This is a genomic window from Pseudomonas sp. FW305-7 (assembly GCF_058786735.1).
Map to the genome: position 1 here is coordinate 263783 of NZ_JBYSZA010000003.1, position 26407 is coordinate 290189.

Annotated in this window: 24 protein-coding genes and 3 tRNA genes; 4 read left to right on the forward strand and 23 right to left on the reverse strand. The window is 57.1% G+C overall.

The features are described 5' to 3' along the window. The first annotated feature begins 51 nt into the window (after window positions 1-51). Window positions 52-246, forward strand: a complete 195-nt coding sequence (locus AC3WMT_RS06475) for a hypothetical protein (protein ID WP_256583505.1) — start codon at window positions 52-54, stop codon at window positions 244-246. A 10-nt stretch (window positions 247-256) separates the two neighbouring features. Here AC3WMT_RS06475 and AC3WMT_RS06480 read toward each other — a convergent pair whose 3' ends face one another. Further along, window positions 257-985, reverse strand: coding sequence for a competence protein CoiA family protein (locus AC3WMT_RS06480; protein ID WP_103303196.1), 729 nt, complete (start codon window positions 983-985; stop codon window positions 257-259). Between the two features lie 187 nt (window positions 986-1172). Here AC3WMT_RS06480 and AC3WMT_RS06485 point away from each other — a divergent pair, with 187 nt between their 5' ends. Together AC3WMT_RS06485 and AC3WMT_RS06490 are read left to right on the forward strand one after the other, a co-directional pair. After that, window positions 1173-1784, forward strand: a complete 612-nt coding sequence (locus AC3WMT_RS06485) for a recombinase family protein (protein WP_103303197.1) — start codon at window positions 1173-1175, stop codon at window positions 1782-1784. Window positions 1785-1892: 108 nt separating this feature from the next. Continuing rightward, window positions 1893-2567 (forward strand): DUF6680 family protein, encoded by a 675-nt coding sequence (locus AC3WMT_RS06490; protein ID WP_103303198.1) that lies wholly within the window; start codon window positions 1893-1895, stop codon window positions 2565-2567. 146 nt (window positions 2568-2713) lie between these two features. On the opposite strand, the gene AC3WMT_RS06495 is transcribed toward AC3WMT_RS06490, so the two are convergent. From AC3WMT_RS06495 to rlmE, 16 genes are all read right to left on the reverse strand, one after another. After that, a tRNA-Thr gene (locus AC3WMT_RS06495) sits at window positions 2714-2789 on the reverse strand. 129 nt (window positions 2790-2918) lie between these two features. Continuing rightward, window positions 2919-5024 carry a polyribonucleotide nucleotidyltransferase gene (pnp, locus tag AC3WMT_RS06500; RefSeq protein WP_016986494.1) on the reverse strand — a complete coding sequence of 702 codons (2106 nt, stop codon included), beginning with the start codon at window positions 5022-5024 and terminating at the stop codon, window positions 2919-2921. A gap of 194 nt (window positions 5025-5218) precedes the next feature. Continuing rightward, window positions 5219-5488, reverse strand: a complete 270-nt coding sequence (rpsO, locus tag AC3WMT_RS06505) for a 30S ribosomal protein S15 (protein WP_003177875.1) — start codon at window positions 5486-5488, stop codon at window positions 5219-5221. Window positions 5489-5630: 142 nt separating this feature from the next. Next, window positions 5631-6548 (reverse strand): tRNA pseudouridine(55) synthase TruB, encoded by a 918-nt coding sequence (gene truB / locus AC3WMT_RS06510; RefSeq protein WP_103303199.1) that lies wholly within the window; start codon window positions 6546-6548, stop codon window positions 5631-5633. Window positions 6549-6552: 4 nt separating this feature from the next. Then, window positions 6553-6954 (reverse strand): 30S ribosome-binding factor RbfA, encoded by a 402-nt coding sequence (gene rbfA / locus AC3WMT_RS06515; RefSeq protein ID WP_007915259.1) that lies wholly within the window; start codon window positions 6952-6954, stop codon window positions 6553-6555. Between the two features lie 159 nt (window positions 6955-7113). After that, a complete protein-coding gene (gene infB, locus AC3WMT_RS06520) occupies window positions 7114-9642 on the reverse strand; it encodes a translation initiation factor IF-2 (RefSeq protein WP_103303200.1) in 2529 nt (842 codons plus the stop codon). 27 nt (window positions 9643-9669) lie between these two features. Further along, window positions 9670-11151, reverse strand: a complete 1482-nt coding sequence (gene nusA, locus AC3WMT_RS06525; RefSeq protein ID WP_007915252.1) for a transcription termination factor NusA — start codon at window positions 11149-11151, stop codon at window positions 9670-9672. A 47-nt stretch (window positions 11152-11198) separates the two neighbouring features. Next, window positions 11199-11657, reverse strand: a complete 459-nt coding sequence (gene rimP, locus AC3WMT_RS06530) for a ribosome maturation factor RimP (protein ID WP_007915250.1) — start codon at window positions 11655-11657, stop codon at window positions 11199-11201. A gap of 139 nt (window positions 11658-11796) precedes the next feature. Beyond that, window positions 11797-11873: transfer RNA gene (locus AC3WMT_RS06535), tRNA-Met, on the reverse strand. Window positions 11874-11970: 97 nt separating this feature from the next. Then, window positions 11971-12056, reverse strand: a tRNA-Leu gene (locus tag AC3WMT_RS06540). A gap of 22 nt (window positions 12057-12078) precedes the next feature. Next, complete coding sequence (gene secG, locus AC3WMT_RS06545) at window positions 12079-12465, reverse strand: preprotein translocase subunit SecG (protein WP_103303201.1); 387 nt, start codon at window positions 12463-12465, stop codon at window positions 12079-12081. 4 nt (window positions 12466-12469) lie between these two features. Further along, window positions 12470-13225: a triose-phosphate isomerase gene (tpiA, locus tag AC3WMT_RS06550; RefSeq protein ID WP_103303202.1), complete on the reverse strand. Its 756-nt coding sequence runs from the start codon at window positions 13223-13225 to the stop codon at window positions 12470-12472. Window positions 13226-13290: 65 nt separating this feature from the next. Then, complete coding sequence (glmM, locus tag AC3WMT_RS06555) at window positions 13291-14628, reverse strand: phosphoglucosamine mutase (RefSeq protein ID WP_103303203.1); 1338 nt, start codon at window positions 14626-14628, stop codon at window positions 13291-13293. Between the two features lie 16 nt (window positions 14629-14644). After that, on the reverse strand, window positions 14645-15496 hold the full coding sequence (gene folP / locus AC3WMT_RS06560; RefSeq protein ID WP_103303204.1) for a dihydropteroate synthase: 852 nt from the start codon (window positions 15494-15496) through the stop codon (window positions 14645-14647). Between the two features lie 8 nt (window positions 15497-15504). Further along, window positions 15505-17412 carry an ATP-dependent zinc metalloprotease FtsH gene (ftsH, locus tag AC3WMT_RS06565; RefSeq protein ID WP_103303205.1) on the reverse strand — a complete coding sequence of 636 codons (1908 nt, stop codon included), beginning with the start codon at window positions 17410-17412 and terminating at the stop codon, window positions 15505-15507. A 203-nt stretch (window positions 17413-17615) separates the two neighbouring features. After that, window positions 17616-18245 carry a 23S rRNA (uridine(2552)-2'-O)-methyltransferase RlmE gene (gene rlmE, locus AC3WMT_RS06570; RefSeq protein ID WP_103303206.1) on the reverse strand — a complete coding sequence of 210 codons (630 nt, stop codon included), beginning with the start codon at window positions 18243-18245 and terminating at the stop codon, window positions 17616-17618. Window positions 18246-18346: 101 nt separating this feature from the next. Between rlmE and AC3WMT_RS06575 the strand changes: the two genes are divergently transcribed. Continuing rightward, window positions 18347-18655, forward strand: a complete 309-nt coding sequence (locus tag AC3WMT_RS06575) for a YhbY family RNA-binding protein (RefSeq protein ID WP_003221534.1) — start codon at window positions 18347-18349, stop codon at window positions 18653-18655. A gap of 9 nt (window positions 18656-18664) precedes the next feature. On the opposite strand, the gene AC3WMT_RS06580 is transcribed toward AC3WMT_RS06575, so the two are convergent. From AC3WMT_RS06580 to dnaJ, 6 genes are all read right to left on the reverse strand, one after another. Beyond that, window positions 18665-19069: an MFS transporter gene (locus AC3WMT_RS06580; RefSeq protein ID WP_103303207.1), complete on the reverse strand. Its 405-nt coding sequence runs from the start codon at window positions 19067-19069 to the stop codon at window positions 18665-18667. A gap of 28 nt (window positions 19070-19097) precedes the next feature. Then, window positions 19098-19574: a transcription elongation factor GreA gene (gene greA, locus AC3WMT_RS06585; protein ID WP_103303292.1), complete on the reverse strand. Its 477-nt coding sequence runs from the start codon at window positions 19572-19574 to the stop codon at window positions 19098-19100. Window positions 19575-19576: 2 nt separating this feature from the next. After that, window positions 19577-22798 (reverse strand): carbamoyl-phosphate synthase large subunit, encoded by a 3222-nt coding sequence (gene carB / locus AC3WMT_RS06590; protein ID WP_103303208.1) that lies wholly within the window; start codon window positions 22796-22798, stop codon window positions 19577-19579. Between the two features lie 125 nt (window positions 22799-22923). After that, window positions 22924-24060 carry a glutamine-hydrolyzing carbamoyl-phosphate synthase small subunit gene (gene carA / locus AC3WMT_RS06595; RefSeq protein ID WP_103303209.1) on the reverse strand — a complete coding sequence of 379 codons (1137 nt, stop codon included), beginning with the start codon at window positions 24058-24060 and terminating at the stop codon, window positions 22924-22926. 257 nt (window positions 24061-24317) lie between these two features. Further along, window positions 24318-25124, reverse strand: coding sequence for a 4-hydroxy-tetrahydrodipicolinate reductase (dapB, locus tag AC3WMT_RS06600; protein ID WP_103303210.1), 807 nt, complete (start codon window positions 25122-25124; stop codon window positions 24318-24320). Window positions 25125-25133: 9 nt separating this feature from the next. Beyond that, entirely contained in the window at window positions 25134-26258 is a 1125-nt protein-coding gene (dnaJ, locus tag AC3WMT_RS06605) for a molecular chaperone DnaJ (RefSeq protein ID WP_103303211.1), read from the reverse strand. Window positions 26259-26407 lie beyond the last annotated feature (149 nt).

Genomic DNA, 26407 nt, shown 5'->3' on the forward strand with positions numbered 1-26407 from the left:
GCTACCTTGCTCATTGATGGGAAAAGAGCGGCCCGCCTGGATACTGGAGAGGTGGCAAAATTCTACGTCAAGCCGGGTCGACATATCGTCGGCATCGGCGGTGACGAAGACGGTAGCGGCCTGTGCGCAATGCAGATCGGTCAGCCAGTGAAAGAGGCGGCGACTGAGGTTGTCGCCGGTGAAGTGCAGAAGTACCGGATATCTGGCACTCAGAACGGAACGGATATACGCCCAAGCTCGATTTAATCAGTAGCGATTAAGTCTCGCCGTCGGCCGCAGATATCGTGAGCGCAGACGGGTCTTCTCCAGCTACAGCTTTAAGAAACTCCCGCACGGTCAGACGCGCCAAGGCAAATTCTCCTTTGGCTTGGCCGTCGACCAATGAACGGCACGCAGCCCTCGTCGCAAGATAGAAAACGAAGCGGCCGTGATTTAAAAAAACGTGTGCTCGAGATTGCTTCCACTTATCCAGCATCGTCCCACGCATGAACCACTCCATCCGGTAAAAGTCACGCCCCCCGACCTCTACCCGATTGTCCTCATTGAAGTTGAGGCACGATGCAAAATTGAATGAAAGAGCAGATGTCCTTTTCATGTTCAGAAGCCAAAACATTCGATTTTCTTTGGAGTAAAACGCCTCTCTGGCTGACCGCTCCTCTTCTGAGATAGAAGAGTGTTGTAGCTCTAAGACTACCCCTGCCCCTTCTGGCCGCGGACACAAAACATCGGCTCTATGGATTTCCTTTGTCTCTGGGTCTCTCATGAACACTTCACAATAGCGAGGGCTGAAGAAGCCTTTCCATCCCAGATGCCATTCACCTTCGGGCTCGCTCCATGGATCGCAATCGCCGCTGTCATGACGCCAATGCGCAGCCTTGAATTGCGGAATGACGGCCCTAAGCGTGCCGCCACAGCCGGCGCAGGTGGTTTGCTCTCCTTTCGCCTGGGGAGGCCTCTTTTCACCTTCTATCATCGCTGAAATCATTCCGCGCTCCATGATGGCAAGTAGCGACCATGCTATGCCTCCTCCGACGCCATCTCAATGTGCTCTTTTCTGGTATGCCTGAGCTGATACGCGCAGATTCGAGTTTATTCGCCCTTCCCGCTTGATAAGTAACACTCAAAGTGCAACATTATTAGTAGAACACCTTAACTGATACGGACAGCACATCATGTTTATCCGCGCATACCTCCGAGCATCTACTGAAGAACAGGACGCCGGCCGCGCCCGGGCATCGCTCGAGCAATTCGCCACCGACCACAACAAGGTGATCGCTAGCGTGTACCTGGAGAACGCCAGCGGCGCGTCGGCAGATCGGCCTGAGCTGCTGCGCCTGCTCAAAGATGCGCGCAAGGGTGATGTGTTGCTGGTGGAGTCGATAGATCGCCTCTCACGCCTTCCTGTGGAGGATTGGCAGAAGCTCAAGGCTGCAATCGACTCCAAGGGCTTGCGCATCGTCGCGCTCGATCTACCGACCAGCTATCAAGGAATGCAGGACACCAAGGGCGACGAATTCACCGGCCGGATGCTGGGCGCGATCAATTCGATGCTGGTGGAAATGATGGCGGCAATCGCGCGCAAGGATTACGAGCAGCGCCGTGAGCGTCAGGCTCAGGGCATCGAGAAGGCGAAAGCGGCTGGCAAGTATCAGGGCCGTCCGGTGGATGAAAAGCTGCACAAACGGGTGAAAGAGCTGCTAGGCGCCGGCCTAGGTATTCGCGCAACCGCTCGGCACGCCAACTGCTCCACAACCACCGTACTCCGGATTAGGGACAACTCCTGATGCGTGATCGCAGCTAGCCTAGGCCCCATCTGCATTTTCGACTCGCCGGTGTCTTTGCCTATTCACAAGCTAATCTATAAGCCATCGCCACCACATACTGGAAGCGCAATGGATGCCAATTGGATATTCGGAATAGGAACGATTTTCGCCACACTTGTTGGGCCAATCATTGCGGTGCAGCTGCAGAAGTATCTGGAAAGGAGAAATGAGTCTCAGAACCAGAAGAATTGGATTTTCAGCACCCTGATGGCGACCAGAGGTTCAAGGTTGGCACCTGATCATGTACGCGCGTTGAACATGATTGACTTGGCATTCAATGGTGGAAGATCTAGTCGGCGCAAAGCAACAGAAACGGACGTGCTCGACACCTGGCGAGACTACCTCGATCACTTAAATACGGTGATTACCGAAGCAAACGCAGAACGATGGTTTGAGAAGCAGAGGGAGCTTTTGGTGTTGATGCTAAGCGCTATGGCTACCGACTTGAATCTGCGTTATGACCGGGTCTTGTTACGCAATGGCTCATACCTTCCCAAAGGCCATACAGATCTCGAACTCGACCTACAAAAACTGAGACATCACGCGATACAGGTTCTTTCCGGACAGCAACCCCTCAGCATGAATGTGACCGACTTCCCTTTTAGCGAGGAAATGTCAAATTCGCAGATGAAGGTGCAGGACAGCTTATCCGAGGTTCTAAGTGGCCAAGGGCATCTGAAAGTACGGATTGATAAAGGGGATTCGACTGAAAACGGGGAGATGACGCCTCCCCAATCAAATTGACGTTTGTCCGCAGACGTAATCTGATCAACACAAGAAAAGCCCCGTCAAACTGTTCCGACGTGGGGCTTTTAGTTATCACTTGCTGTCACCCTGCTGTCACGAAAAGTTCAGGCGCCCGTACAAAACCAAAAAACACCATATTTTGTTGGTGCCCGAGACAGGAATCGAACCTGCGACCTTCGCGTTACGAGTGCGCTGCTCTACCGGCTGAGCTACACGGGCGGTGGGCTAAACCTAGCACCGGTATTGAAGTCCGGCAACTTCGCAGAATGTCTCGATATTTCCCAGGCAAAAAAATGCCCCGCCGTTTTCACGGCGGGGCATTTTTATTGCGCTAACGCTTTGGGGTGATTAAACGCCCGAAGCCTTGGCCGCTGCCACGTCTTTGATGGACAGCTTGATACGGCCGCGGTTGTCCACGTCCAGTACCAGCACTTCCACTTCCTGGCCTTCTTTCAGGATGTCGGTCACTTTCTCTACACGAGCGTCGCTCAGCATCGAGATGTGCACCAGACCGTCCTTGCCCGGCAGGATGTTGACGAATGCGCCGAAGTCGACGATGCGCTCAACCTTGCCGACGTAGATCTTGCCGATCTCGGCTTCAGCGGTGATACCCAGAACGCGCTGACGAGCAGCTTCTGCAGCTTCCTTGGTTTCGCCGAAGATCTTGATCGAACCGTCGTCTTCGATGTCGATCGAAGCCTTGGTTTCTTCGCAGATCGCACGGATGGTCGCGCCACCTTTACCGATAACGTCACGGATTTTGTCGGTGTCGATCTTCATCGCGATCATGGTCGGAGCGTTGGCCGACAGTTCGGTACGCGACTGGCCGATGATCTGGTTCATCTGACCGAGGATGTTCAGGCGCGCTTCCAGGGCTTGGCCCAGAGCGATTTCCATGATTTCTTCGGTGATGCCCTTGATCTTGATGTCCATCTGCAGCGCAGTAACGCCTTTGGCGGTACCGGCTACTTTGAAGTCCATGTCGCCCAAGTGGTCTTCGTCACCGAGGATGTCGGTCAGGACGGCGAACTTCTCGCCTTCTTTAACCAGACCCATGGCGATACCGGCAACCGGCGCCTTCATCGGCACACCAGCATCCATCAGGGCCAGGGAAGCACCGCAAACGGAAGCCATCGAGCTCGAACCGTTGGATTCGGTAATTTCCGAAACCACGCGGATGGTGTACGGGAATACGTCGGCGGCTGGCAGCATGGCCGAAACCGAACGACGAGCCAGACGGCCGTGACCGATCTCACGACGACCAGCGCCACCCATGCGACCACACTCGCCCACCGAGAACGGCGGGAAGTTGTAGTGCAGCATGAACGGGTCTTTTTTCTCGCCTTCCAGGGTGTCCAGCAGTTGTGCGTCACGGGCGGTGCCCAGAGTTGCAACGACCAGAGCCTGGGTTTCACCACGGGTGAACAGCGCCGAACCGTGAGTCTTCGGCAGAACGCCGACTTCGATGTTCAGCGGACGTACGGTTTTGGTGTCGCGACCGTCGATACGTGGCTTGCCATTGACGATGTTTTCGCGAACGGTGCGGTATTCGATTTCGCCGAAAGCGGCTTTGACTTCGCTGGACGAAGGCTGGCCTTCTTCACCGGACAGCTTGGCAACCACCTGATCCTTCAGCTCGCCCAGGCGCGCGTAACGGTCGGCCTTGACGGTGATGGTGTAAGCCTGGGAGATCGCGTCGCCGAACTCGGCACGGATAGCGCCCAGCAGTTCGGTGGCTTCTGGAGCCGGAGCCCAGGTCCAGGTTGGCTTGGCAGCTTCGGCAGCCAGTTCTTTAACCGCGTTGATCACCACCTGGAATTCGTCGTGAGCAAACAGTACCGCGCCCAGCATCTGGTCTTCGGTCAGCTCTTTGGCTTCCGATTCAACCATCAGCACAGCGTCCGAAGTACCGGCAACGACCATGTCCAGGCTCGAAGCAGCTTGCTGCTCGTAAGTCGGGTTCAGCAGGTAGCCAGTGCTTTCGTGGAAAGCAACACGAGCGGCGCCGATCGGGCCGTCGAACGGAATGCCCGAGATGGCCAGGGCAGCCGAGGTACCGATCATCGCAGCGATGTCCGGATCGGTTTTCTTGCTGGTGGAAACGACGGTGCAGACAACCTGCACTTCGTTCATGAAACCTTCTGGGAACAGCGGACGGATCGGACGGTCGATCAGTCGGGAAGTCAGGGTTTCTTTCTCGGAAGGACGGCCTTCACGCTTGAAGAAACCGCCAGGGATCTTACCGGCAGCGTAAGTCTTTTCCTGGTAGTGAACGGACAGAGGGAAGAAGCCCTTGCCAGGATCGGCTTGCTTGGCACCAACGACGGTCACCAATACGCTGACGTCGTCGTCAACGGTGACCAATACTGCGCCGGAGGCCTGACGGGCGATACGGCCAGTCTCGAGGGTAACGGTCGACTGACCGAACTGGAATTTTTTGATTACCGGGTTCACGGTGTCCTACCTTCTTTGTGGCTCTTGGGGGAACTGGTTTCTTGCGAAATTCTTGGGCAATGTCGGGAATCGGCCCAACGCCTGTCCAGGGTAAAACGTGTATCCAGATAAAACTTGAGGCTGGGAGCCTGCAAGGCGCCGGCGGAAAACCGCTGACGTCTGACAGACAACCAACCTCATAGCGCAATCGCTGATTAGCGACGCAGACCCAGGCGACCGATCAGAGTCTGATAACGACCCAGATCCTTGCCTTTCAGGTAGTCCAGCAGCTTACGGCGCTGGTTTACCATGCGGATCAGACCACGACGGGAGTGGTGATCTTTACCGTTGGCCTTGAAGTGACCTTGCAGTTTGTTGATGTTGTGGGTCAGCAGTGCAACTTGCACTTCTGGCGAACCAGTGTCACCAACAGCTTGCTGGTAGTCAGCAACGATTTGAGCTTTTTCTTGAACGTCGAGAGCCATGAGGCAATCCTTTTATCAGGAAACTGTTTCAGGGAAACAGCTTCAACAGGCCAGGGACAAATCCCTGTATCTATAAATGAGTCGTGACCGTGCCTGTTAACAGCCACACTCGCCAGCCTGCTTTTACACAGGCTGGTTTCGGTCATTCCGACCGAATCAAACGACGTGGCGCAATGCGCCCGTCTTCGCTCACTTCACCGATACCGATGAAGCGACCATTGTGATCCTGTACCCGTACCATGCCGAACTTCGGAGCATCCGGGGCACGCACTGGCTGGCCGTTGAGCCAGTAGAACGCGCTCGCTTCCGAGAAGTGCAGCAGCGGCCAATCCTGCAGGCCGCTGTCCGATGGCATCAGGAAGCGGTCGACCGCTTCGTTGCCGCCTTCGGCATGTACCGCTTCCAGCTCTTCGAGGGTTACGGTCTGCGCCAGGGTGAAAGGCCCGGCCTGGGTACGGCGCAATTCTGCGACGTACGCACCACAACCGAGTTGTTCACCGATATCCTCCACCAGGGTGCGGATATAGGTGCCTTTGCTGCAATCCACCGCAAGTCGCGCAGTATCGCCTTCGAAGGCCAGTAATTCCAAGCGCGCAATAGTAACAGAACGCGGTTCACGCTCCACTACTTCACCTGCACGGGCCAGCTTGTACAGCGGCTGGCCATCACGCTTGAGCGCCGAGTACATCGGCGGTATCTGACTGATTTGGCCACGAAATTTCGGCAGGACTGCCTCGACATCGGAGCGACCAACGGTCACCGGGCGTTCCTGCAAAACCTCACCTTCGGCATCGGCCGTGGTAGTGGTCTTGCCCAGTTGCGCCAGGGTTTCATAAGCCTTGTCGGAATCGAGCAGATATTGCGAGAACTTGGTTGCCTCACCGAAGCACAGCGGCAGAACGCCGCTGGCCAGCGGATCGAGACTGCCGGTGTGACCGGCCTTCTCGGCGTTGAGCAGCCAGCGAACCTTCTGCAGCGCGGCGTTGGAGGTGAACCCCAGCGGCTTGTCGAGCAGGATGATGCCACTGACGTTACGACGGATACGTTTGACCTGAGCCACCGAATTACTCCTTGGTGTCTTCAGGTTCAGCGGCCACCGGATGCTGATTGTCTTCAGCCACGGCGCGCTCGATCAGGGCCGACAGATGCGCACCACGCACGACGGATTCGTCGTAATGGAAGTGCAATTGCGGCACGCTGCGCAGCTTCATTTCGCGGGCCAGTTGCATACGCAGGAAACCTGCGGCGGCATTCAGTACCTTGATGCTTTGCGCGATGTCTTCGGCGTTGTCCTGCCCCATCACGGTGATGAAAATCTTCGCGTGACCGACGTCACGGCTGACTTCCACAGCGGTAATGGTGACCAGACCGACGCGTGGATCTTTGACTTCACGACGGATCAGTTGGGCCAGCTCGCGCTGCATCTGATCGCCGATACGTTGGGTACGGCTGTATTCTTTTGCCATGATTTGTTACCTGTTACTGCCCCACGGCGAAACCCGCAAGGTCTGAAAGCGGCAAACGCCCGGCCTGACAAAAGCCAGACCGGGCGTTGCGTTTAGAGTCCGGGTGAGGCGCCACACTTTGCAGTGCGGCCGACCATCACGGCTCCTGAAGTGCGCGAGTTAGAGGCTGCGAGCAACCTGAACCTTCTCGAAGACTTCGATCTTGTCACCGACTTTGACGTCGTTGTAGCTCTTCACGCCGATACCGCATTCCATGCCGGCACGTACTTCGGAAGCGTCATCCTTGAAGCGGCGCAGGGATTCCAGCTCGCCTTCGAAGATAACGATGTCTTCACGCAATACACGGATCGGACGGTTACGGTGCACAACACCTTCGATCACCATGCAGCCTGCGATCGCGCCAAACTTCGGCGAACGGAACACGTCACGCACTTCGGCGATACCCAGGATGTTCTCGCGAACATCGCTGCCGAGCATACCGGTCAGGGCTTTCTTGACGTCTTCGATGATGTCGTAGATCACGTTGTAGTAACGCATATCCAGACCTTCCTGCTCGACGATCTTCCGTGCGCCAGCATCGGCACGCACGTTGAAGCCGAACAGTACAGCGTTGGAAGCCAGTGCCAGGTTGGCGTCGGACTCGGTGATACCACCGACACCGCCGCCGACTACGCGCACTTGCACTTCGTCGTTGCCCAGGCCATTCAGAGCGCCCTGCAGAGCTTCCAGCGAACCACGGACGTCGGATTTGAGGACGATGTTGAGCGTCTTCTTCTCTGCCTGACCCATGTTTTCGAAGATGTTTTCCAGCTTGCCGGCGTGAGCGCGAGCCAGTTTGACTTCGCGGAACTTGCCTTGACGGAACAGAGCCACTTCACGGGCTTTCTTCTCGTCGGCAACCACACTCATCTCGTCGCCAGCGTCCGGGGTACCGTCCAGGCCGAGGATCTCGACAGGGATGGAAGGACCGGCTTCCTTGATCGGCTTGCCGTTCTCGTCGAGCATGGCGCGAACACGGCCATAGTTCGAACCGACCAGGACCATGTCGCCTTGGCGCAGGGTACCGTCTTGAACCAGAACGGTTGCAACCGGGCCACGACCTTTGTCGAGACGCGATTCCACCACAACACCACGGCCAGGAGCCGACGGGGTTGCTTTCAGTTCGAGAACTTCAGCTTGCAGCAGAACAGCTTCGAGCAGCTCGTCCACGCCAGTACCGACTTTCGCCGAAACCGGTACGAACGGCGTATCACCGCCCCACTCTTCCGAAGTCACGCCGTGCACCGACAGTTCGCTACGGATGCGATCGAGATCAGCGCCCGGCTTGTCGATCTTGTTCACTGCAACAACCAGTGGAACGCCAGCCGCAACAGCGTGCTGAACAGCTTCAATGGTCTGCGGCATAACGCCGTCGTCCGCTGCAACTACAAGGATCACGATGTCGGTCGCCTTGGCACCACGAGCACGCATTGCGGTAAACGCGGCGTGACCCGGGGTGTCGAGGAAGGTGACCATGCCGCGTTCGGTTTCAACGTGGTAAGCACCGATGTGCTGGGTGATACCACCGGCTTCGCCAGCAGCTACCTTGGCGCGACGGATGTAGTCGAGCAGCGAGGTCTTACCGTGGTCAACGTGGCCCATTACGGTCACGACTGGAGCACGGGAGAACGACTCACCTTCAAACTTCAGGGACTCGGCCAGGGAATCTTCCAGAGCGGTGTCGCTGACCAGGGTCACTTTGTGGCCCAGTTCTTCGGCTACCAGCTGAGCAGTTTCCTGATCCAGCACCTGGTTGATGGTCGCTGGAGTACCCAGTTTGAACATGAACTTGATGATTTCAGCAGCCTTGACCGACATCTGATTGGCGAGATCGCCAACAGTGATGGTCTCGCCGATCTGCACATCACGCACGACAGGGCCGGTTGGGCTCTGGAAACCGTGGGCGTTACGCTTCTTCAGCTTGGCCTTGCCGCGACCACCACGACGGAAGCCATCGCTTTCTTCGTCGGTAGTACGTGGCGCGACACGTGGAGCTGGCGCTTTCTCTTTGACCGATGCGCGATGCGGGGCGTTTTTACGCTCGCCATCACCACCGCCACTGCGACGATTGTTGTCGTCGGCACGTGGTTTGTCCGGACGGCGCTGTTCGTTCTGCTTGTTACGAACGTCAGCAGACGGTGCTGGAGCAGCGGCGACCGGTGCGCTTTCGCGTACTGGTTCGGCAGCTGCAGCCGGCGCAGCAACGGCGTCGCTGGAAGCGGTTTGCGCAGCAGCAGGCTGGCGGCGCGCTTCTTCTTCGGCGCGCTGCTTGGCTTCTTCTTCAGCCTTCTGACGGGCAGCATTTTCTACTGCGCGACGCTCATCCAGTTCACGCTTGCGTTCGGCTTCGATTTCTTCCGGGCTACGCTGTACGAAAACTTTCTTTTTGCGAACTTCTACGCTGATGCTTTTGCTACCAGCCACACGCAGGGTGCTGGTGGTTTTACGCTGCAGCGTGATCTTGCGTGGTTCTTCCACTTTCGCCTTGTGGCTGCTCTTCAAGTGAGTCAGCAGGGATTGCTTCTCACTGTCAGTCACATTTTCTTCGGCGGCGGTGTGCGGCAGACCTGCCTCACGCATCTGCTGCAACAGGCGCTCTACCGGTGTTTTGACCTCATCGGCCAGTTGTTTCACCGTGACTTGCGTCATGCACTTCTCTCCTCAGGCCGCGCCTAATTACTCGAACCAGTGGGCTCGGGCGGCCATGATCAACTTGCCGGCACGATCATCGTCAATGCCGTCGATGTCGAGCAGATCGTCAATAGACTGCTCGGCCAGGTCTTCGCGGGTAATTACGCCGCGCACCGCCAGTTCCATCGCCAAATCCTTGTCCATACCCTCAAGCGAGAGCAGGTCTTCGGCCGGATGGGCGTCTGCCAGCTTTTCCTCAGTAGCGATGGCTTTGGTCAACAAACGATCCTTGGCACGAGCACGAAGCTCGTTGACGGTATCTTCGTCAAAGCCGTCGATGTTGAGCATTTCTTCCAACGGTACGTAGGCAATCTCTTCCAGGCTGGTGAAGCCTTCATCTACCAGCACCTGTGCCAGATCTTCGTCGACTTCCAGCTCGTCGATGAAGTTGCGCAGGATGTCGCCGGTTTCTGCTTGCTGCTTAGCCTGGATGTCCGATTCGGTCATCACGTTCAGGGTCCAGCCAGTCAACTGGCTCGCCAGACGCACGTTCTGACCACCACGACCGATGGCCTGAGCCAGATTGTCTGCGCCAACGGCGATGTCCATTGCATGGGCATCTTCGTCAACGATAATTGCCGCAACCTCTGCCGGGGACATGGCGTTGATCACGAACTGAGCCGGGTTGTCATCCCAAAGGACGATATCCACACGCTCACCACCCAACTCACCCGACACTGCCTGGACGCGCGAACCGCGCATACCGATGCAAGCGCCCTGCGGGTCGATGCGTTTGTCCTTGGAGCGGACGGCGATCTTGGCGCGCGAACCCGGATCACGGGACGCAGCCATTACTTCGATCAGGCCTTCGGCAATTTCCGGCACTTCGATGCGGAACAGCTCGATCAGCATTTCCGGCGCGGTACGCGACAGGATCAACTGCGGACCGCGGTTCTCGGTGCGGATTTCCTTGAGCAGCGCACGCAGACGCACGCCGACACGGAAGGTTTCGCGAGAGATGATGTCTTCACGGGCCAGCAACGCTTCAGCGTTATTACCCAGATCGACGATCACGTTGTCGCGGGTGACTTTTTTCACGGTGCCGGAGATGATTTCCCCCAGGCGCTCGCGATAAGCGTCGACCACTTGAGCGCGCTCGGCTTCACGCACTTTCTGCACGATGACTTGCTTGGCAGTCTGCGCAGCAATGCGGCCGAACTCGATGGATTCGATTTTTTCTTCAACGACGTCGCCAACCTTGGCACCAGGATGCGTTTCGGCAACTTTGGTAGGCCAGGTTTCGATAGCCGGATCGTCGAGATCGTTCTCTTCGACGACCGTCCAGCGACGGAAGGTTTCGTAAGAACCGGTGTGGCGGTTAATTTCCACACGCAGGTCAACTTCGTCTTCAAAACGCTTTTTGGTAGCAGTGGCCAGAGCCAGCTCCAGCGCTTCAAAAATTACGCTTGCCGGTACGCCCTTTTCATTGGATACCGACTCAACAACCAGCAGTACTTCTTTGCTCATCGTACGCCTCGCCTTTCGCAAGCCATTGGATCCGCGGGATCCGCGTCTCAGTCAAAACTGGGAATAATGTTGGCCTTGTCGATCATATCGATCGGCAACAGGAACTCATGGTCATCTACTTGCACCACGACATCCTGCTCTTCTACACCGCGCAGAAGGCCCTGAAAGTTGCGTCGACCTTCGAAAGGCGAGCGCAGCTTGATCTTCACTTGTTCACCGGCAAATTTTGCAAACTGCTCAAGAGTGAACAGTGGGCGCTCCATGCCAGGCGAGGAAACTTCGAGGGTGTATTCAACGGAGATTGGATCTTCAACATCCAGTACACCACTGATCTGACGGCTGACAATGGCGCAATCGTCCACCAGCACGCCACCCTCTTTATCGATATAAACGCGCAACATCGAGTGACGACCTTGAGCCGAGAACTCGATACCCCAGCATTCATAGCCTAGGGCCACGACCACCGGGGCCAGCAAGGCCTGCAACTCTTCTAGCTTGCTCGACACCTGAACCCCCTAGTGCATGATATGTGCATGCTATGCAAAATAAAAAAATGGGCTAAACGCCCATCCTTGAAACGCCGTCGAACAGCGGCGTTGAAAGTGTCCAGCTAACAAAAAGCCCCTTAAAAGGGGCTCCTTAAACTGGTTGCGGGGGCCGGATTTGAACCGACGACCTTCGGGTTATGAGCCCGACGAGCTACCAGACTGCTCCACCCCGCGACAAAGCTGGGGCGGAAGTATACGACCGATCCCTTACAGGGTCAATGTAACCTTCCACCTGCAAGAAAGCCCGCAACAGCGGGCTCTCCTGACTAATTGGTACCGAGAAGGGGACTCGAACCCCTACACCCTATGGGCACAACCACCTCAAGGTTGCGTGTCTACCAATTCCACCACCTCGGCAAAACTACTCTTGAAACTCTTCTTACTTCTGCTCTTGAGCTGGAGGTACGTCAGTCGCTGGAGTAGCCGACTTTTGCTCTTGAAGCACCGGGACATCATCAGAAGCCGGTTGTTGTTGCTTAGGTACTTCCAACACTGCTGGATCTGGCAATCCTGCTTGAGCTAGCTGATGAGCCTTCTCTTTAGCAAAGTAACCTAACCCCAAGCTGGTTATGAAGAAACCGGCGGCAAGTATAGCAGTAAACTTACTAAGAAAGGTAGAGGAACCTTGGCTTCCGAACACAGTATTTGAAGCACCTGCTCCGAAAGACGCGCCAGCGTCCGCACCCTTACCCTGCTGCAGCAAAACCAGAGCAACTACGCCCAATGCACCCAGCAGATGAAAAACGACTACGACTGTTTCCAGCATTTTTTCAGTTTCCCGCGGCGCGACAGATCGCACCGAACTCATCTGCATTCAGGGAAGCTCCACCAATGAGCCCCCCATCGATATCCGGCATGCCGAACAGTTCGACCGCATTGGCCGCCTTCACGCTGCCGCCGTATAGAAGCCGCACACCTCGTGCGACTTCAGAATTCTCTGCCGCCAACTGCTCGCGAATGGCCTTATGCACATCCTGAGCCTGTTGCGGCGTTGCAGTCAGTCCGGTACCAATTGCCCAGACCGGCTCGTAAGCTATGACTGCCTTGGCAAAAGCACCGACTCCCAACTCCTCGATGATGCTGCCCAGCTGACGCCCGACAACCTCAAGAGTTTTCCCGGCTTCACGCTGCTCAAGGGTTTCCCCTACACACAACACCGGAATCAAGCCACATGCCTGTGCCGCTGCAAACTTGCGATTCAGCATTCCGTCTCGCTCGCCCATTATCTGACGGCGTTCGGAGTGCCCGACAAGCACCAGGGAACAACCTGCATCCACCAACTGACTCGGCGCTATCTCACCAGTCAATGCACCTTGCATGGATTCCACCGCAGAATTCTGCGCACCGACCGAAATCGATTTACCTTTCAAGCCATCAATCACTTGATTGATATACAAGCAAGGCGGGAATACCGCGACATCAACACCGCTTGGCAAGGCCAGATGACGAAGGCCGTTGATCAGCTCAGCGACGCTGGCGCGGGTACCGTGCATCTTCCAGTTACCAGCTACCATAGGGCGACGCATGCTGTACCTCGTCGGTCAAAGTGGGCGCAGATTTTACCCAACACAATCATGGCTTGCAAGCCGAATCAGGCAGAAACTTCACTTACCAGTTTTGCCAGTTCTTCGGCATAGCTGCGAACCTGAGCTTCGTCCTCACCTTCGACCATCACACGCACCAGAGGCTCTGTACCGGACTTGCGCAAAAGCACCCGTCCGCGGCCCGCCATTGCCTGAGTGACGCGCGCACTGGCTTCCTTGACAGCCGGATGCTCCAGCGGGTTTTCACCGCCACCGAAACGCACATTGATCAGCACCTGAGGGCACTTGCGCAACGCCTGACGGGTTTGTGCCAGACCTTCGTTGCGTGTCTTCAGTGCCATCAGCACTTGCAGCGCAGCGATGATCGCATCGCCGGTCGTCGTATGATTGAAGCAAACGATGTGCCCCGAGTTCTCACCACCGACCAGCCAGTTGCGCTCAAGCAATTCGGCGATCACATAACGGTCGCCAACGTTGGCGCGAATGAATGGAATCGAAAGCTCCGCCAGCGCCAGCTCCAGGCCGAGGTTACTCATCAGGGTACCGACCACACCGCCCTGCAATTTGCCGCGCTCATGCAAGTCACGAGCAATGATGAACAACAACTCGTCACCATCAACAATCGCGCCCGTGTGATCCACCATCAGCACCCGATCACCATCACCATCAAAAGCGATACCCAGATCGGCATGCTCGGCCAGCACCGCAGCCTGCAACTGATCCATATGGGTCGAGCCGCAATTGTCGTTGATGTTCAGGCCATTGGGCTGAGCCGACAGCACGACGACTTCTGCACCCAACTCACGAAAAACGCTCGGCGCTACCTTATAGGTCGCACCATGTGCGCAATCAATGACGATCTTGAGACCATTAAAGTTGGTCCCGGTTGGCACGCTGCTCTTGCAGAACTCGATGTAGCGACCGGAGGCGTCATTGATTCGCGACACTTTGCCGATCTTGCTCGACTCAACCACCGTCATCGGCGCATCAAGCAACTCTTCGATCATAAGCTCCAGCTCATCCGGCAACTTGGTGCCTTTGCCAGAGAAGAACTTGATACCGTTGTCGTCGTGCGGATTGTGCGACGCACTAATCACGATACCAGCCTCAGCCTGGAAGGTTCGCGACAGATAGGCGATAGCCGGCGTCGGCATCGGACCGAGCAGCATGACATCGGCACCTGCCGAGGTCAGGCCGGCTTCAAGGGCCGACTCGAACATGTACCCGGAAATGCGCGTGTCCTTGCCAACCAACACTTTGCAGGCACCCATCTTGCGAAACGCCATACCGGCGGCCCAGCCAAGCTTGAGCATAAAGTCAGGAGTGATCGGATAAACACCCACACGACCGCGAATACCGTCAGTACCAAAGTATTTTTTGCTCATAATTGCTCCACCATTCTTATTCGGCTGATTCCACGGCCGCGATCATCCGCACCACATCCACCGTTTCCGCCACATCATGGACGCGCAATATACGCGCGCCTTTGGCAGATGCCAGCGCTGCCAGCGCCAAGCCCCCAAAAAGCCGCTCGCCGACCGGGCGATTCAGGGCATGGCCAATCATGCTTTTGCGCGAAACACCCACCAATAACGGCCGGCCCAACGCGTGCAGAGCTTCCAGATGCTTGAACAAGCTTAAATTGTGCTGCAGTGTTTTGGCGAAGCCAAACCCAGGGTCGAGAATGATCCGCTCAGCCGGGATACCCGCCAGCGCACATCGAGCCATGCGCTCGGTGAGAAACTCGCCTACTTCTCGGGTGACATTCTGATATTGCGGATTGTCCTGCATGTCACCGGGCTCACCGAGCATATGCATGAGACACACAGGCAACCCTGTGGCCGCTGCGGCGTCCAGCGCTCCATCGCGCTGCAGCGATCGCACATCGTTGATCAAACCTGCACCCAGCCGCGCTGTTTCTCGCATCACGGCGGGAGTCGACGTATCGACCGAGATGATGACGTCGAGCTCACGATTGATCAGCTCCACGATTGGCGCCACGCGCTCAAGCTCTTCCAGCGGAGATACCGCTCGCGCGCCGGGACGAGTGGATTCACCTCCCACATCGATCAGCGTCGCGCCAGCTACGACCATGGCTTCTGCATGGCGCAGCGCTGCATCGAGCTGGCTGTATCGGCCACCATCGGAAAAGGAATCGGGAGTGACATTGAGAATGCCCATGACATGCGTCTGGGCCAAATCAAGAACCCGGTTGCCGCAAGGCAACCGGGTCAGGGACTGTACAGAAGTCATTTCAAACCTTAAACGTCAGCAGCCGGACCGCCAATCGGTTTTTCCGGACGCTCATCCTGAACAACAGGAGGCGGCGGAGTACCGGTGCCACCCGACCAATCACGCGGCTCGCGAGGCGTGCGGCCGGCCATGATGTCGTCGATCTGTTCGGCATCGATCGTTTCATACTTCATCAGGGCATCAGCCATCGCATCGAGCTTGTCACGGTTGTCCGTGAGGATCTGCTTGGCCGTGCCATAGCACTGATCAATGATGCTGCGCACTTCGGAGTCGATCAGCTTGGCTGTTTCTCCGGAGAAGCTTGCAGCCTGACCACCACCGCCGCGCCCCAGGAACACTTCGCCTTCTTCTTCGGCATACATCAGTGGACCGAGTTTTTCCGACAGCCCCCACTTGGTCACCATGTTTCGCGCAATCTGACTGGCACGCATGATGTCGTTGGAAGCACCGGTGGTCACGCCGTCGAAACCGAGCGTCATTTCTTCAGCGATACGGCCGCCGTACAGCGAGCAGATCTGGCTGATCAGTGCTCGCTTGGACAAGCTGTAGCGATCTTCTTCCGGCAGGAACATCGTCACACCCAGCGCACGACCGCGCGGAATGATCGATACCTTGTAGACCGGATCATGCTCAGGCACGACGCGACCAACAATAGCGTGGCCCGCCTCGTGATAAGCGGTGTTCTGCTTTTCTTTCTCGGACATGACCATCGATTTGCGCTCAGCGCCCATCATGATCTTGTCTTTGGCCAGTTCGAACTCTTTCATTTCGACAATGCGCTTGCCGGCACGAGCCGCAAATAGCGAGGCTTCGTTAACCAGGTTAGCGAGGTCAGCACCAGAGAAACCTGGAGTACCACGAGCGATAACGGCCGGAGCAACGTCGTCACCCATTGGCACTTTACGCATGTGAACCTTGAGAATCTGTTCGCGACCACGGATATCCGGCAGACCGACCACCACTTGACGGTCGAAACGACCTGGACGCAGCAACGCAGGGTCAAGTACGTCAGGACGGTTGGTTGCAGCAATCACGATGATGCCATCGTTCATTTCGAAGCCGTCCATCTCTACCAGCAACTGGTTGAGAGTCTGCTCGCGCTCGTCATGACCGCCGCCCATGCCGGCGCCACGATGGCGACCGACGGCGTCGATTTCGTCGATGAAAATGATGCATGGCGCGTGCTTCTTCGCCTGCTCGAACATGTCACGAACACGGCTTGCGCCGACGCCGACGAACATCTCGACAAAGTCAGAACCGGAAATAGTGAAGAAAGGCACCTTGGCCTCGCCGGCAATAGCCTTGGCCAGCAAGGTTTTACCGGTACCCGGAGGACCGACCATCAACACGCCGCGAGGAATGCGACCGCCAAGACGCTGGAACTTGCCCGGATCACGGAGGAACTCGACGAGCTCGCCGACTTCTTCCTTGGCTTCGTCGCAACCTGCAACGTCAGCCAGGGTAGTTTTCACCTGATCCTCGGAAAGCAGGCGCGCCTTGCTCTTGCCAAAACTCATCGGCCCGCCCTTGCCGCCGGCACCACCCTGCATCTGGCGCATGAAGAACATGAACACCGCGATGATCACCAGGATCGGGAAGCTGGCCACCAGCAGTTGGGTCCAGATGCTTTGCTGCTCAGGCTGCTTGCCTTCAACCACAACGTGGTTGTCGACCAGGTCACCGATCAAGCCATTGTCCTGAATTGCCGGACGAATGGTCTTGAAGCTGTCGCCGTCGTTGCGCTTGCCGGTAATCACATAGCCATCAACCGCGACGCGCTCGACCTTGCCATCCTTGACCTGCTGGATGAAGTCGGAATAGTTGAGGGTCTGCGGCTCGTTAGGGCTGGAGAAGTTGTTCATCACCGTCACAAGGACAGCCGCGATGATCAACCACAGGATCAGATTCTTTGCCATATCGTTCAATTAACTACCCTCTGAAGCAAGCTCCGCTACTGGCGCGCGCTTCGCATGATATTCACCAGCCTAACTTACTACATTACCTACAACTCTGGCAGGCGCCGTCTGTAACCCTTTGTGAAACACTTTCTACACAATATTCGCTTATGCACGCGGGGCGAAATACGAAAAACCTATCACCCTGCACAAAAAACCAGGTTTTACTCACTACGGCCCCGGTAGCCCCATGCCAGCATGTATTGCTCACGGGAACTTCCACGAGACGAATCCGGCTTGATCATCTGAATCTTTTCAAATTTCTTGCGAGCGTCCTTCAGGTAAACATCGAACCCTTCACCCTGAAAGATCTTGATCACAAAATTACCACCCGGCTTGAGTATCCGCTCCGCCAGATCGAGAGCCAACTCGCAAAGGAACATGGCTTTCGGCATGTCCACTTCAGGCGTACCACTCATATTGGGGGCCATATCGGAAATCACAAGGTCCACCTGCGAATTACCGACGGCTTCCAGAATTTGCGCGAGCACGGCGTCCTCGGTGAAGTCACCCTGGATAAATGTCACATCAGGGATGCTGTCCATTTCCAGGATGTCCGAAGCGATCAAACGCCCCTGACCGCCGATCAGACGGCTAGTCACCTGCGACCAGCCACCGGGCGCTGCGCCCAGGTCCACTACGTTCATGCCCGGACGGATCAGTTTGTATTTCTCCTGGATCTCCAGAAGCTTGTAACTCGCACGCGAGCGGTAGCCATCCTTCTGCGCTTGCTTCACATAAGGATCGTTGACATGTCTTTTCAGCCAACCAAGGCTTGTCTTGGAACGCGCCATTGGGCACCTCGATGATTAGGGTCGTGATTAATTGGGCGGATCCACGAACCCTCGGGTAAAATGGCCGCCATTTTACAGAATCCAGACGAAAGGGTCAGATTATGCCGCTCACTCCAGAGCAGAAAAAACAGTACAAATCCATTGGCCACCACCTGAAACCGGTTTTGACGGTGGCGGACAACGGTTTGACTGAAGGCGTGTTAGCCGAACTTGAACGCGCTTTGGCGGATCACGAGCTGATCAAAATCAAGCTCAACATCCTCGACCGCGAGTCGCGCCTGGCGCACATTGCAGAACTGTGCAAGGTCGGCAAAGCGGATCTGGTACAGGTCATCGGCAAGATGGCACTGGTTTACCGCAAGAACTTCAGCGTCAACAAGCAGCTGTCGAACGTTCATCGCTTCAAGTGATGACCAGGGTCAAGGGTGTGCTTCGCGCACCCTGCCACTCCATCCCGGAACCGGCTGCAACACCAGCACCAGCCCGGAAAAGCCCAATACAAGATAGCTGAACACCTGCCAGCGCTGCGCATCCGGCCAGCCGACACGTACTGCGACAAACATCGCACACGCATACAACGCCATCAACAGCACCTGCCCGCGAAAATCTCGCCATAGACTGACAAGGCCCTCGGTCTGTACCAGCACCAAAGCCTGAAAAATCACGCATGCGGCGGAAAAACCCACCACCAGCACTTCAAATGCACTGGCGACTTCATCGATCAACAGCGGCGCCAGGCCAATCTTGCCCAGCGCCGGCTGCAAACCGAAATGAATCAACCAGAGACCGCCGACCCACAACATCTGGGACAGCTGCCAAAGCATGGCGCCCGCATGCAGCGGGCGCCCGGTTTCAGATATGACGGACTTCGACAATCTCATACTCGATAACGCCACTCGGCGTTTTCACGGCGACCACATCGCCCTCTTCCTTGCCAATCAAGGCACGGGCCAAAGGCGAGCCGACCGAAATCTTGCCGAGTTTGAAGTCAGCCTCATCCTCACCCACGATGTGGTAAGTGACGCTTTCATCAGTCTCGACGTTGGCGATTTCGACGGTGGTACCGAAGATCACCTTGCCGGTATGAGGAATAGTCGTGACATCAATGATGACCTGGTTCTGAATCCGGCCTTCGATATCACGAATCCGCGCCTCGACCATGCCTTGCTGTTCGCGGGCAGCATGGTATTCGGCGTTTTCCTTCAGGTCACCCAACTCGCGGGCCGTACCGATGTCCTGGCTGAGCTTCGGACGCACGACCTTGGTCAGGTGGGTATGTTCTTCTTCCAGGGCGCGAGCGCCCTGAACAGTCATTGGGTACTTAACTATGCTCATGCCTTCAATCCTGCGTGTAGATCCTGCAAGCGGCGCACGGTCTTTTCCGGACCGAACTTAAGCGCTTCACAGATAGCTTCGCCCGCAGCAATGGTGGTGGTGCAGTAAATCTTGTGCTGCAAGGCATTACGACGAATGGAGTACGAATCAGCGATCGACTGACGACCTTCAGTGGTGTTGATGATCAGGGTGACTTCGTCATTCTTGATCATGTCGACCACGTGCGGACGACCCTCGGTCACCTTGTTCACACGGCGCACTTTCAGGCCAGCGGCTTCGATCAGCTTGGCTGTACCGGCAGTGGCAACCACTTCGAAACCCAAGTTGATCAGATCACGGGCCACGCCTGCAACCAGCGGCTTGTCATCGTCACGCACGCTGATGAACGCAGTACCGCCGGTCGGCAATACTTCGCTGGCGCCCATCTGAGCCTTGGCGAATGCTTCACCGAAAGTATCGCCGACGCCCATCACTTCACCGGTCGACTTCATCTCTGGGCCGAGGATCGGGTCAACGCCAGGGAATTTGGCGAATGGGAATACCGCCTCTTTCACGCTGTAGAAGTTCGGGATGATTTCTTTGGTAAAGCCGATTTCTTTCAGGGTTTTACCGGCCATCACGCGGGCAGCGATCATTGCCAGGGAAACACCGATGCACTTGGAGACGAACGGTACAGTACGGGAAGCGCGCGGGTTGACTTCGATGACGTAGATGTCTTCGCCTTGCAGCGCCAGTTGCACGTTCATCAGGCCGACAACGCCCAGCTCCAGGGCCATTTTCTTGACCTGTTCGCGCATCTCGTCCTGGATGTGCGCCGGCAGCGAGTACGGCGGCAGCGAGCAAGCGGAGTCACCGGAGTGAACACCAGCCTGTTCGATGTGCTGCATGATCGCGCCGATTACAACTTCTTTTCCGTCGCTGACCGCATCCACGTCCATCTCGATGGCGCAGTTGAGGAAGTGGTCGAGCAGCACAGGGCTGTCGTTGGACACTTGCACCGCGTCACGCAGGTAGCGCTTGAGTTCTTCTTCCTTATAGACGATTTCCATCGCGCGACCGCCCAGTACGTAGGACGGGCGCACCACCAGCGGATAACCGATCTTCGCGGCAGCACGGACAGCTTCGTCTTCGCTGCGCACGGTAGCGTTTGGCGGCTGACGCAGGTTCAGACGCTCAACCATTTGCTGGAAGCGCTCACGGTCTTCAGCGCGGTCGATGGCGTCAGGGCTGGTGCCGATGATTGGCACGCCAGCGGCTTCCAGAGCACGAGCCAGTTTCAGCGGAGTCTGGCCGCCGTACTGGACAATCACGCCTTTCGGCTTCTCGACGCGGCAGATTTCCAGCACATCTTCCAGGGTTACCGGCTCGAAGTAGAGTCGGTCGGAAGTATCGTAATCGGTGGAAACGGTTTCCGGGTTGCAGTTGACCATGATGGTTTCGTAGCCGTCTTCACGCAGGGCGAGGGCAGCGTGAACGCAGCAGTAGTCGAATTCGATGCCCTGGCCGATACGGTTTGGACCGCCACCCAGAATCATGATTTTGTCGCGACCCGACGGCGCGGCTTCGCACTCTTCCTCGTACGTCGAGTAGAGGTAAGCGGTGTCAGTGGCGAACTCGGCGGCGCAGGTGTCAACGCGCTTGTAGACCGGGAACACTTCCAGCTTTTGACGGTGCGTGCGCAGGTTTTTCTCGGTCACGCCCAGCAGCTTGGCCAGACGCTGATCGGAGAAGCCTTTGCGCTTGAGCTTGAACATCAGGTCACGGTCGATAGAGGACAGACCGAGGGTCTTGACCTTCTCTTCGTCCTTGATCAGATCTTCGATCTGCACCAGGAACCACGGATCGATCATGTTCATGGCGAAGATTTCTTCGACCGTCATGCCCGCGCGGAAAGCGTCCGCCACGTACCAGATACGCTCGGCGCCCGGCACGGTGAGTTCACGCTTGAGCACGCTCATGCTTTCCGGGTTGCTCAGATCGAGCTTCTCGTCCAGACCACAGACGCCAACTTCCAGACCGCGCAGAGCTTTCTGCAGGGATTCCTGGAAGGTACGGCCGATGGCCATGACTTCACCGACCGACTTCATCTGAGTAGTCAGGCGCGCGTCGGCATTGGCGAATTTTTCGAAGGCAAAGCGTGGCAGCTTGGTCACGACGTAGTCGATGGACGGTTCGAAAGACGCCGGGGTTTTGCCGCCGGTGATGTCGTTCGACAATTCGTCGAGGGTGTAGCCCACAGCCAGTTTGGCGGCGACTTTGGCGATCGGGAAACCGGTGGCTTTCGAAGCCAGGGCCGAGGAGCGCGACACACGCGGGTTCATCTCGATCACGACCATGCGGCCGGTGTCCGGGCAGATACCGAACTGCACGTTGGAACCGCCGGTCTCGACGCCGATCTCGCGCAGTACCGCCAGGGAGGCGTTACGCAGGATCTGGTATTCCTTGTCGGTCAGGGTCTGAGCCGGCGCAACAGTGATCGAGTCACCGGTGTGCACGCCCATCGGGTCGAAGTTTTCGATCGAGCAGACGATGATGCAGTTGTCCTTTTTGTCGCGGACAACTTCCATTTCATATTCTTTCCAGCCGATCAGCGATTCGTCGATCAGCAGCTCTTTGGTCGGCGACAGGTCCAGACCACGGGCGCAGATTTCTTCGAACTCTTCACGGTTGTACGCGATACCGCCACCAGTGCCGCCCATAGTGAAGGACGGACGGATGATGCACGGGAAGCCCAGGCGCTCAAGAACGGCGTTGGCTTCTTCCATGCTGTGGGCGATGCCGGAGCGCGGGCACTCAAGGCCGATCGACTTCATGGCCTTGTCGAAACGCGAACGGTCTTCAGCCTTGTCGATGGTGTCGGCGTTGGCACCGATCATTTCCACGCCGAACTTCTCCAGGACGCCTTCGCGCTCCAGGTCCAGGGCGCAGTTCAGGGCGGTCTGGCCGCCCATGGTTGGCAGCACCGCATCCGGACGCTCTTTCTCGATGATCTTGGCAACGGTCTGCCATTTGATCGGCTCGATGTAGGTGGCGTCGGCCATGTCCGGGTCGGTCATGATGGTGGCCGGGTTGGAGTTCACCAGGATGACGCGGTAGCCCTCTTCGCGCAGGGCTTTGCAAGCCTGGGCGCCGGAGTAGTCGAATTCGCAGGCCTGGCCGATAACGATCGGGCCAGCGCCGAGAATCAGGATGCTTTTAATGTCTGTACGTTTTGGCATGGGTTTGTCACTCAAATCCGCAGGTCAGTCGGCAAGCCGTCTTGATCGATTTCTGAAGTCCCGAGGGGGCCGCCGGATTCGGGGCCGCCCTCAAGGGCTTCTCTCTACAGTCTCAAGGCGAACGCTTAGCGTCGCTTGGCCATCTCGTTGATGAAGCGGTCGAACAGTGGCGCCACATCGTTCGGGCCCGGGCTCGCTTCAGGGTGGCCCTGGAAGCTGAACGCGCTCTTGTCGGTGCGTTCGATGCCTTGCAGGGTGCCGTCGAACAGCGACTTGTGGATCGCACGCACGTTGGCTGGCAGGGTTGCTTCGTCGACCGCAAAACCGTGGTTCTGGCTGGTGATCATCACAACGCCAGTGTCCAGATCCTGTACCGGGTGGTTGGCACCGTGGTGGCCGTGGCCCATTTTCAGGGTCTTGGCGCCAGAGGCCAGAGCCAACAGTTGGTGACCGAGGCAGATGCCGAATACCGGGATTTCGGTTTCCAGAACTTCCTTGATCGCCTGGATCGCGTAGTCGCATGGCTCCGGATCACCAGGACCATTGGACAGGAACACACCGTCCGGCTTCAGTGCGAGTACGTCAGCGGCAGGCGTTTGCGCCGGCACAACGGTAACGCGGCAGCCGCGCTCGACCAACATGCGCAGGATGTTGACCTTGACACCGTAGTCGAAGGCGACGACGTGATATGGCAGCTCGGAGGCGTCGATGGTCGCGTGGCTGTCGGTTTTCAGGTCCCAGACAGTCGAGCGCCATTCGTATTGAGTCTTGGTGCTGACGACTTTCGCCAGATCCATGCCCTTCAGGCCCGGGAAGCCTTGCGCAGCGGCAATGGCAGCTTCTTCGGAGATGTTGTCGCCGGCCATGATGCAGCCGTTCTGTGCACCTTTCTCACGCAGGATGCGGGTCAGGCGACGGGTGTCGATACCGGCGATAGCCACAACGTTGTTGGCTTTCAGGTAGTCGGACAGGGACATCGTGTTACGCCAGTTGCTCGCTACCAGCGGCAGGTCACGAATAACCAGGCCAGCGGACCAGACGCGGTCAGACTCGGCATCGCCCGGGTTGGTGCCGGTGTTGCCGATGTGCGGGTAAGTCAGGGTAACGATCTGTTGGGCGTAGGAAGGATCGGTAAGGATTTCCTGATAGCCGGTCATTGCGGTGTTGAACACCACCTCACCAACGGTTTGACCGTCGGCTCCAATGGCTTCGCCGCGAAAAATGCTGCCATCAGCAAGGGCAAGTATGGCTGGCTTAGTCAAGAAGACCTCCCGTAAATAACGCATGAAAGGGCGATCGCAGGTTGTAAAAAAGCGGAGTGACGTATGGACACGTCACCCCGCTTCTTCACTGAATTATTCTGCGCGCTTTTAGTGGACACACTAAAGCTGTAGCTTACAGAAAAAGGCTTTTTTGGTCCACCGTTAAAGAGCCTAAAAGGCCGGAGAATGCGACAGGGCGTCGCTCGGTGGTGAAAATCCAGCACAAACAGGGCGTTTGCGCTGGATGAAACCATGACTCAATAGAGGTCGAGCACGTCCTGCATGTCATAAAGACCCGGTTCGCGACCATCCAGCCACAGTGCAGCACGTACCGCACCCTTGGCAAACGTCATGCGACTCGATGCTTTATGAGTGATCTCCAGACGCTCGCCTTCGCAGGCGAACAACACCGTGTGATCACCGACCACATCACCGCCGCGAACGGTGGCAAAACCAATGGTTTCACGCTCGCGCGCACCGGTGTGACCTTCGCGCCCGTAGACCGCAACCTTCTGCAAATCACGATCCAGTGCATCGGCGATCACTTCACCCATGCGCAAGGCCGTGCCTGAAGGAGCATCAATCTTGTGCCGGTGATGAGCCTCGATGATCTCGATGTCAGCATCATCACCCAGCACTCGCGCAGTCATCTCGAGCAGTTTCAGCGACAGATTTACACCGACACTGAAATTGGCGGCGAACACGATTGGAATGTCCTTGCCAGCCTCGGCCAACAACTTCTTCTGCGCGGAATCCAGCCCGGTGGTGCCGATCACCATGGCCTTACCGGCCTTGCGACAGAACGCCAGGTTTTTCAGCATGACTTCCGGCAGGGTGAAGTCGATCAACACGTCGAACTCCTCCGCCACCGACTCGACATGACCGGACAACGGCACACCGATACGCCCCAGCGAAGCTAGCTCACCAGCATCCACCCCGATCAGCGTACTGCCCGGGCGCACAATCGCAGCCGTCAGACCGGTCAGCGGCGCACGCTGTTGTACGGCCTCGACCAGAATCTTGCCCATGCGCCCAGCGGCGCCCATCACAGCTATACGTCGCATGCCGACTCCTTACAGATCGCCGAAGAAGCGCTTCACACCGTCGAACCAACCGGTGGTTTTCGGCGAATGACTGTTGTCATCCGCCAGCGAGCTGCGGAATTCTTCAAGCAATTCCCGCTGACGACGATTCAGGTTGACCGGGGTCTCGACCGCCACACGGCACATCAAATCCCCCGCACCACCGCCACGCACTGGCGCAACGCCTTTACCACGGACGCGGAACTGCTTGCCGGTCTGGGTGCCTTCAGGGATTTTCAGTTTGACGCGACCGTCGAGGGTCGGAATTTCCAGCTCGCCGCCCAATGCTGCATCGACAAAGCTGATCGGCACTTCGCAGAACAGATGCTTGCCGTCACGCTGGAAGATGTCGTGCTCGCGGACATTGATAACCACGTACAGGTCGCCAGTCGGGCCACCTTGCGTACCCGCCTCGCCTTCGCCAGACAGACGAATGCGGTCGCCGGTATCAACGCCAGCCGGCACTTTGACCGAAAGGGTTTTGTACTCTTCGATGCGACCATCACCGTGACAGGAGTCGCACGGATCGGAAATGATCTTGCCTTGGCCATGGCAGCGCGGGCAGGTTTGCTGCACCGAGAAGAAGCCTTGCTGCATGCGCACCTGACCGATGCCACCGCAAGTCGGGCAGGTCGACGGCGAAGAACCTTTCTTGGCGCCCGAACCATCACACGGCTTGCAATTGACCAGCGTCGGCACACGGATATTCACGGTCGTACCGCGCACCGCTTCTTCCAGATTCAGCTCCAGGGTGTAGCGCAAATCGCTGCCACGCTGAGCGCCGCCACGGGAACCGCCGCGACCGCCGCCAAAGAAATCACTGAAGACATCACCAAAGATGTCAGAGAAGTTCTGACCGCCGAAACCGCCACCACCGCCACCCATGCTCGGGTCGACGCCGGCATGACCGTACTGGTCGTACGCTGCGCGCTTGCTCGAATCGGACAATACTTCATAGGCCTCGTTGGCCTCTTTGAACAGTTCTTCCGATGCTTTGTCATCGGGATTACGGTCGGGGTGATGTTTCATCGCCAGACGACGATAGGCCTTCTTCAGGTCCGCATCGCTCGAGCCACGCTCAACACCCAACACTTCGTAATAGTCACGCTTTGCCATATGTTTTCTGCACTCTTGAGGACGTTCGGCAAACCCCTCCTGAGGATGGCCAAACTCGTTGAGCCCCAATACAGGCCCGGACCCAACTCACGTCAATTCAACGATCCTGGTCTTTGTTTCTTGCGGTACTTTCGGCACGAAAAGCAGGA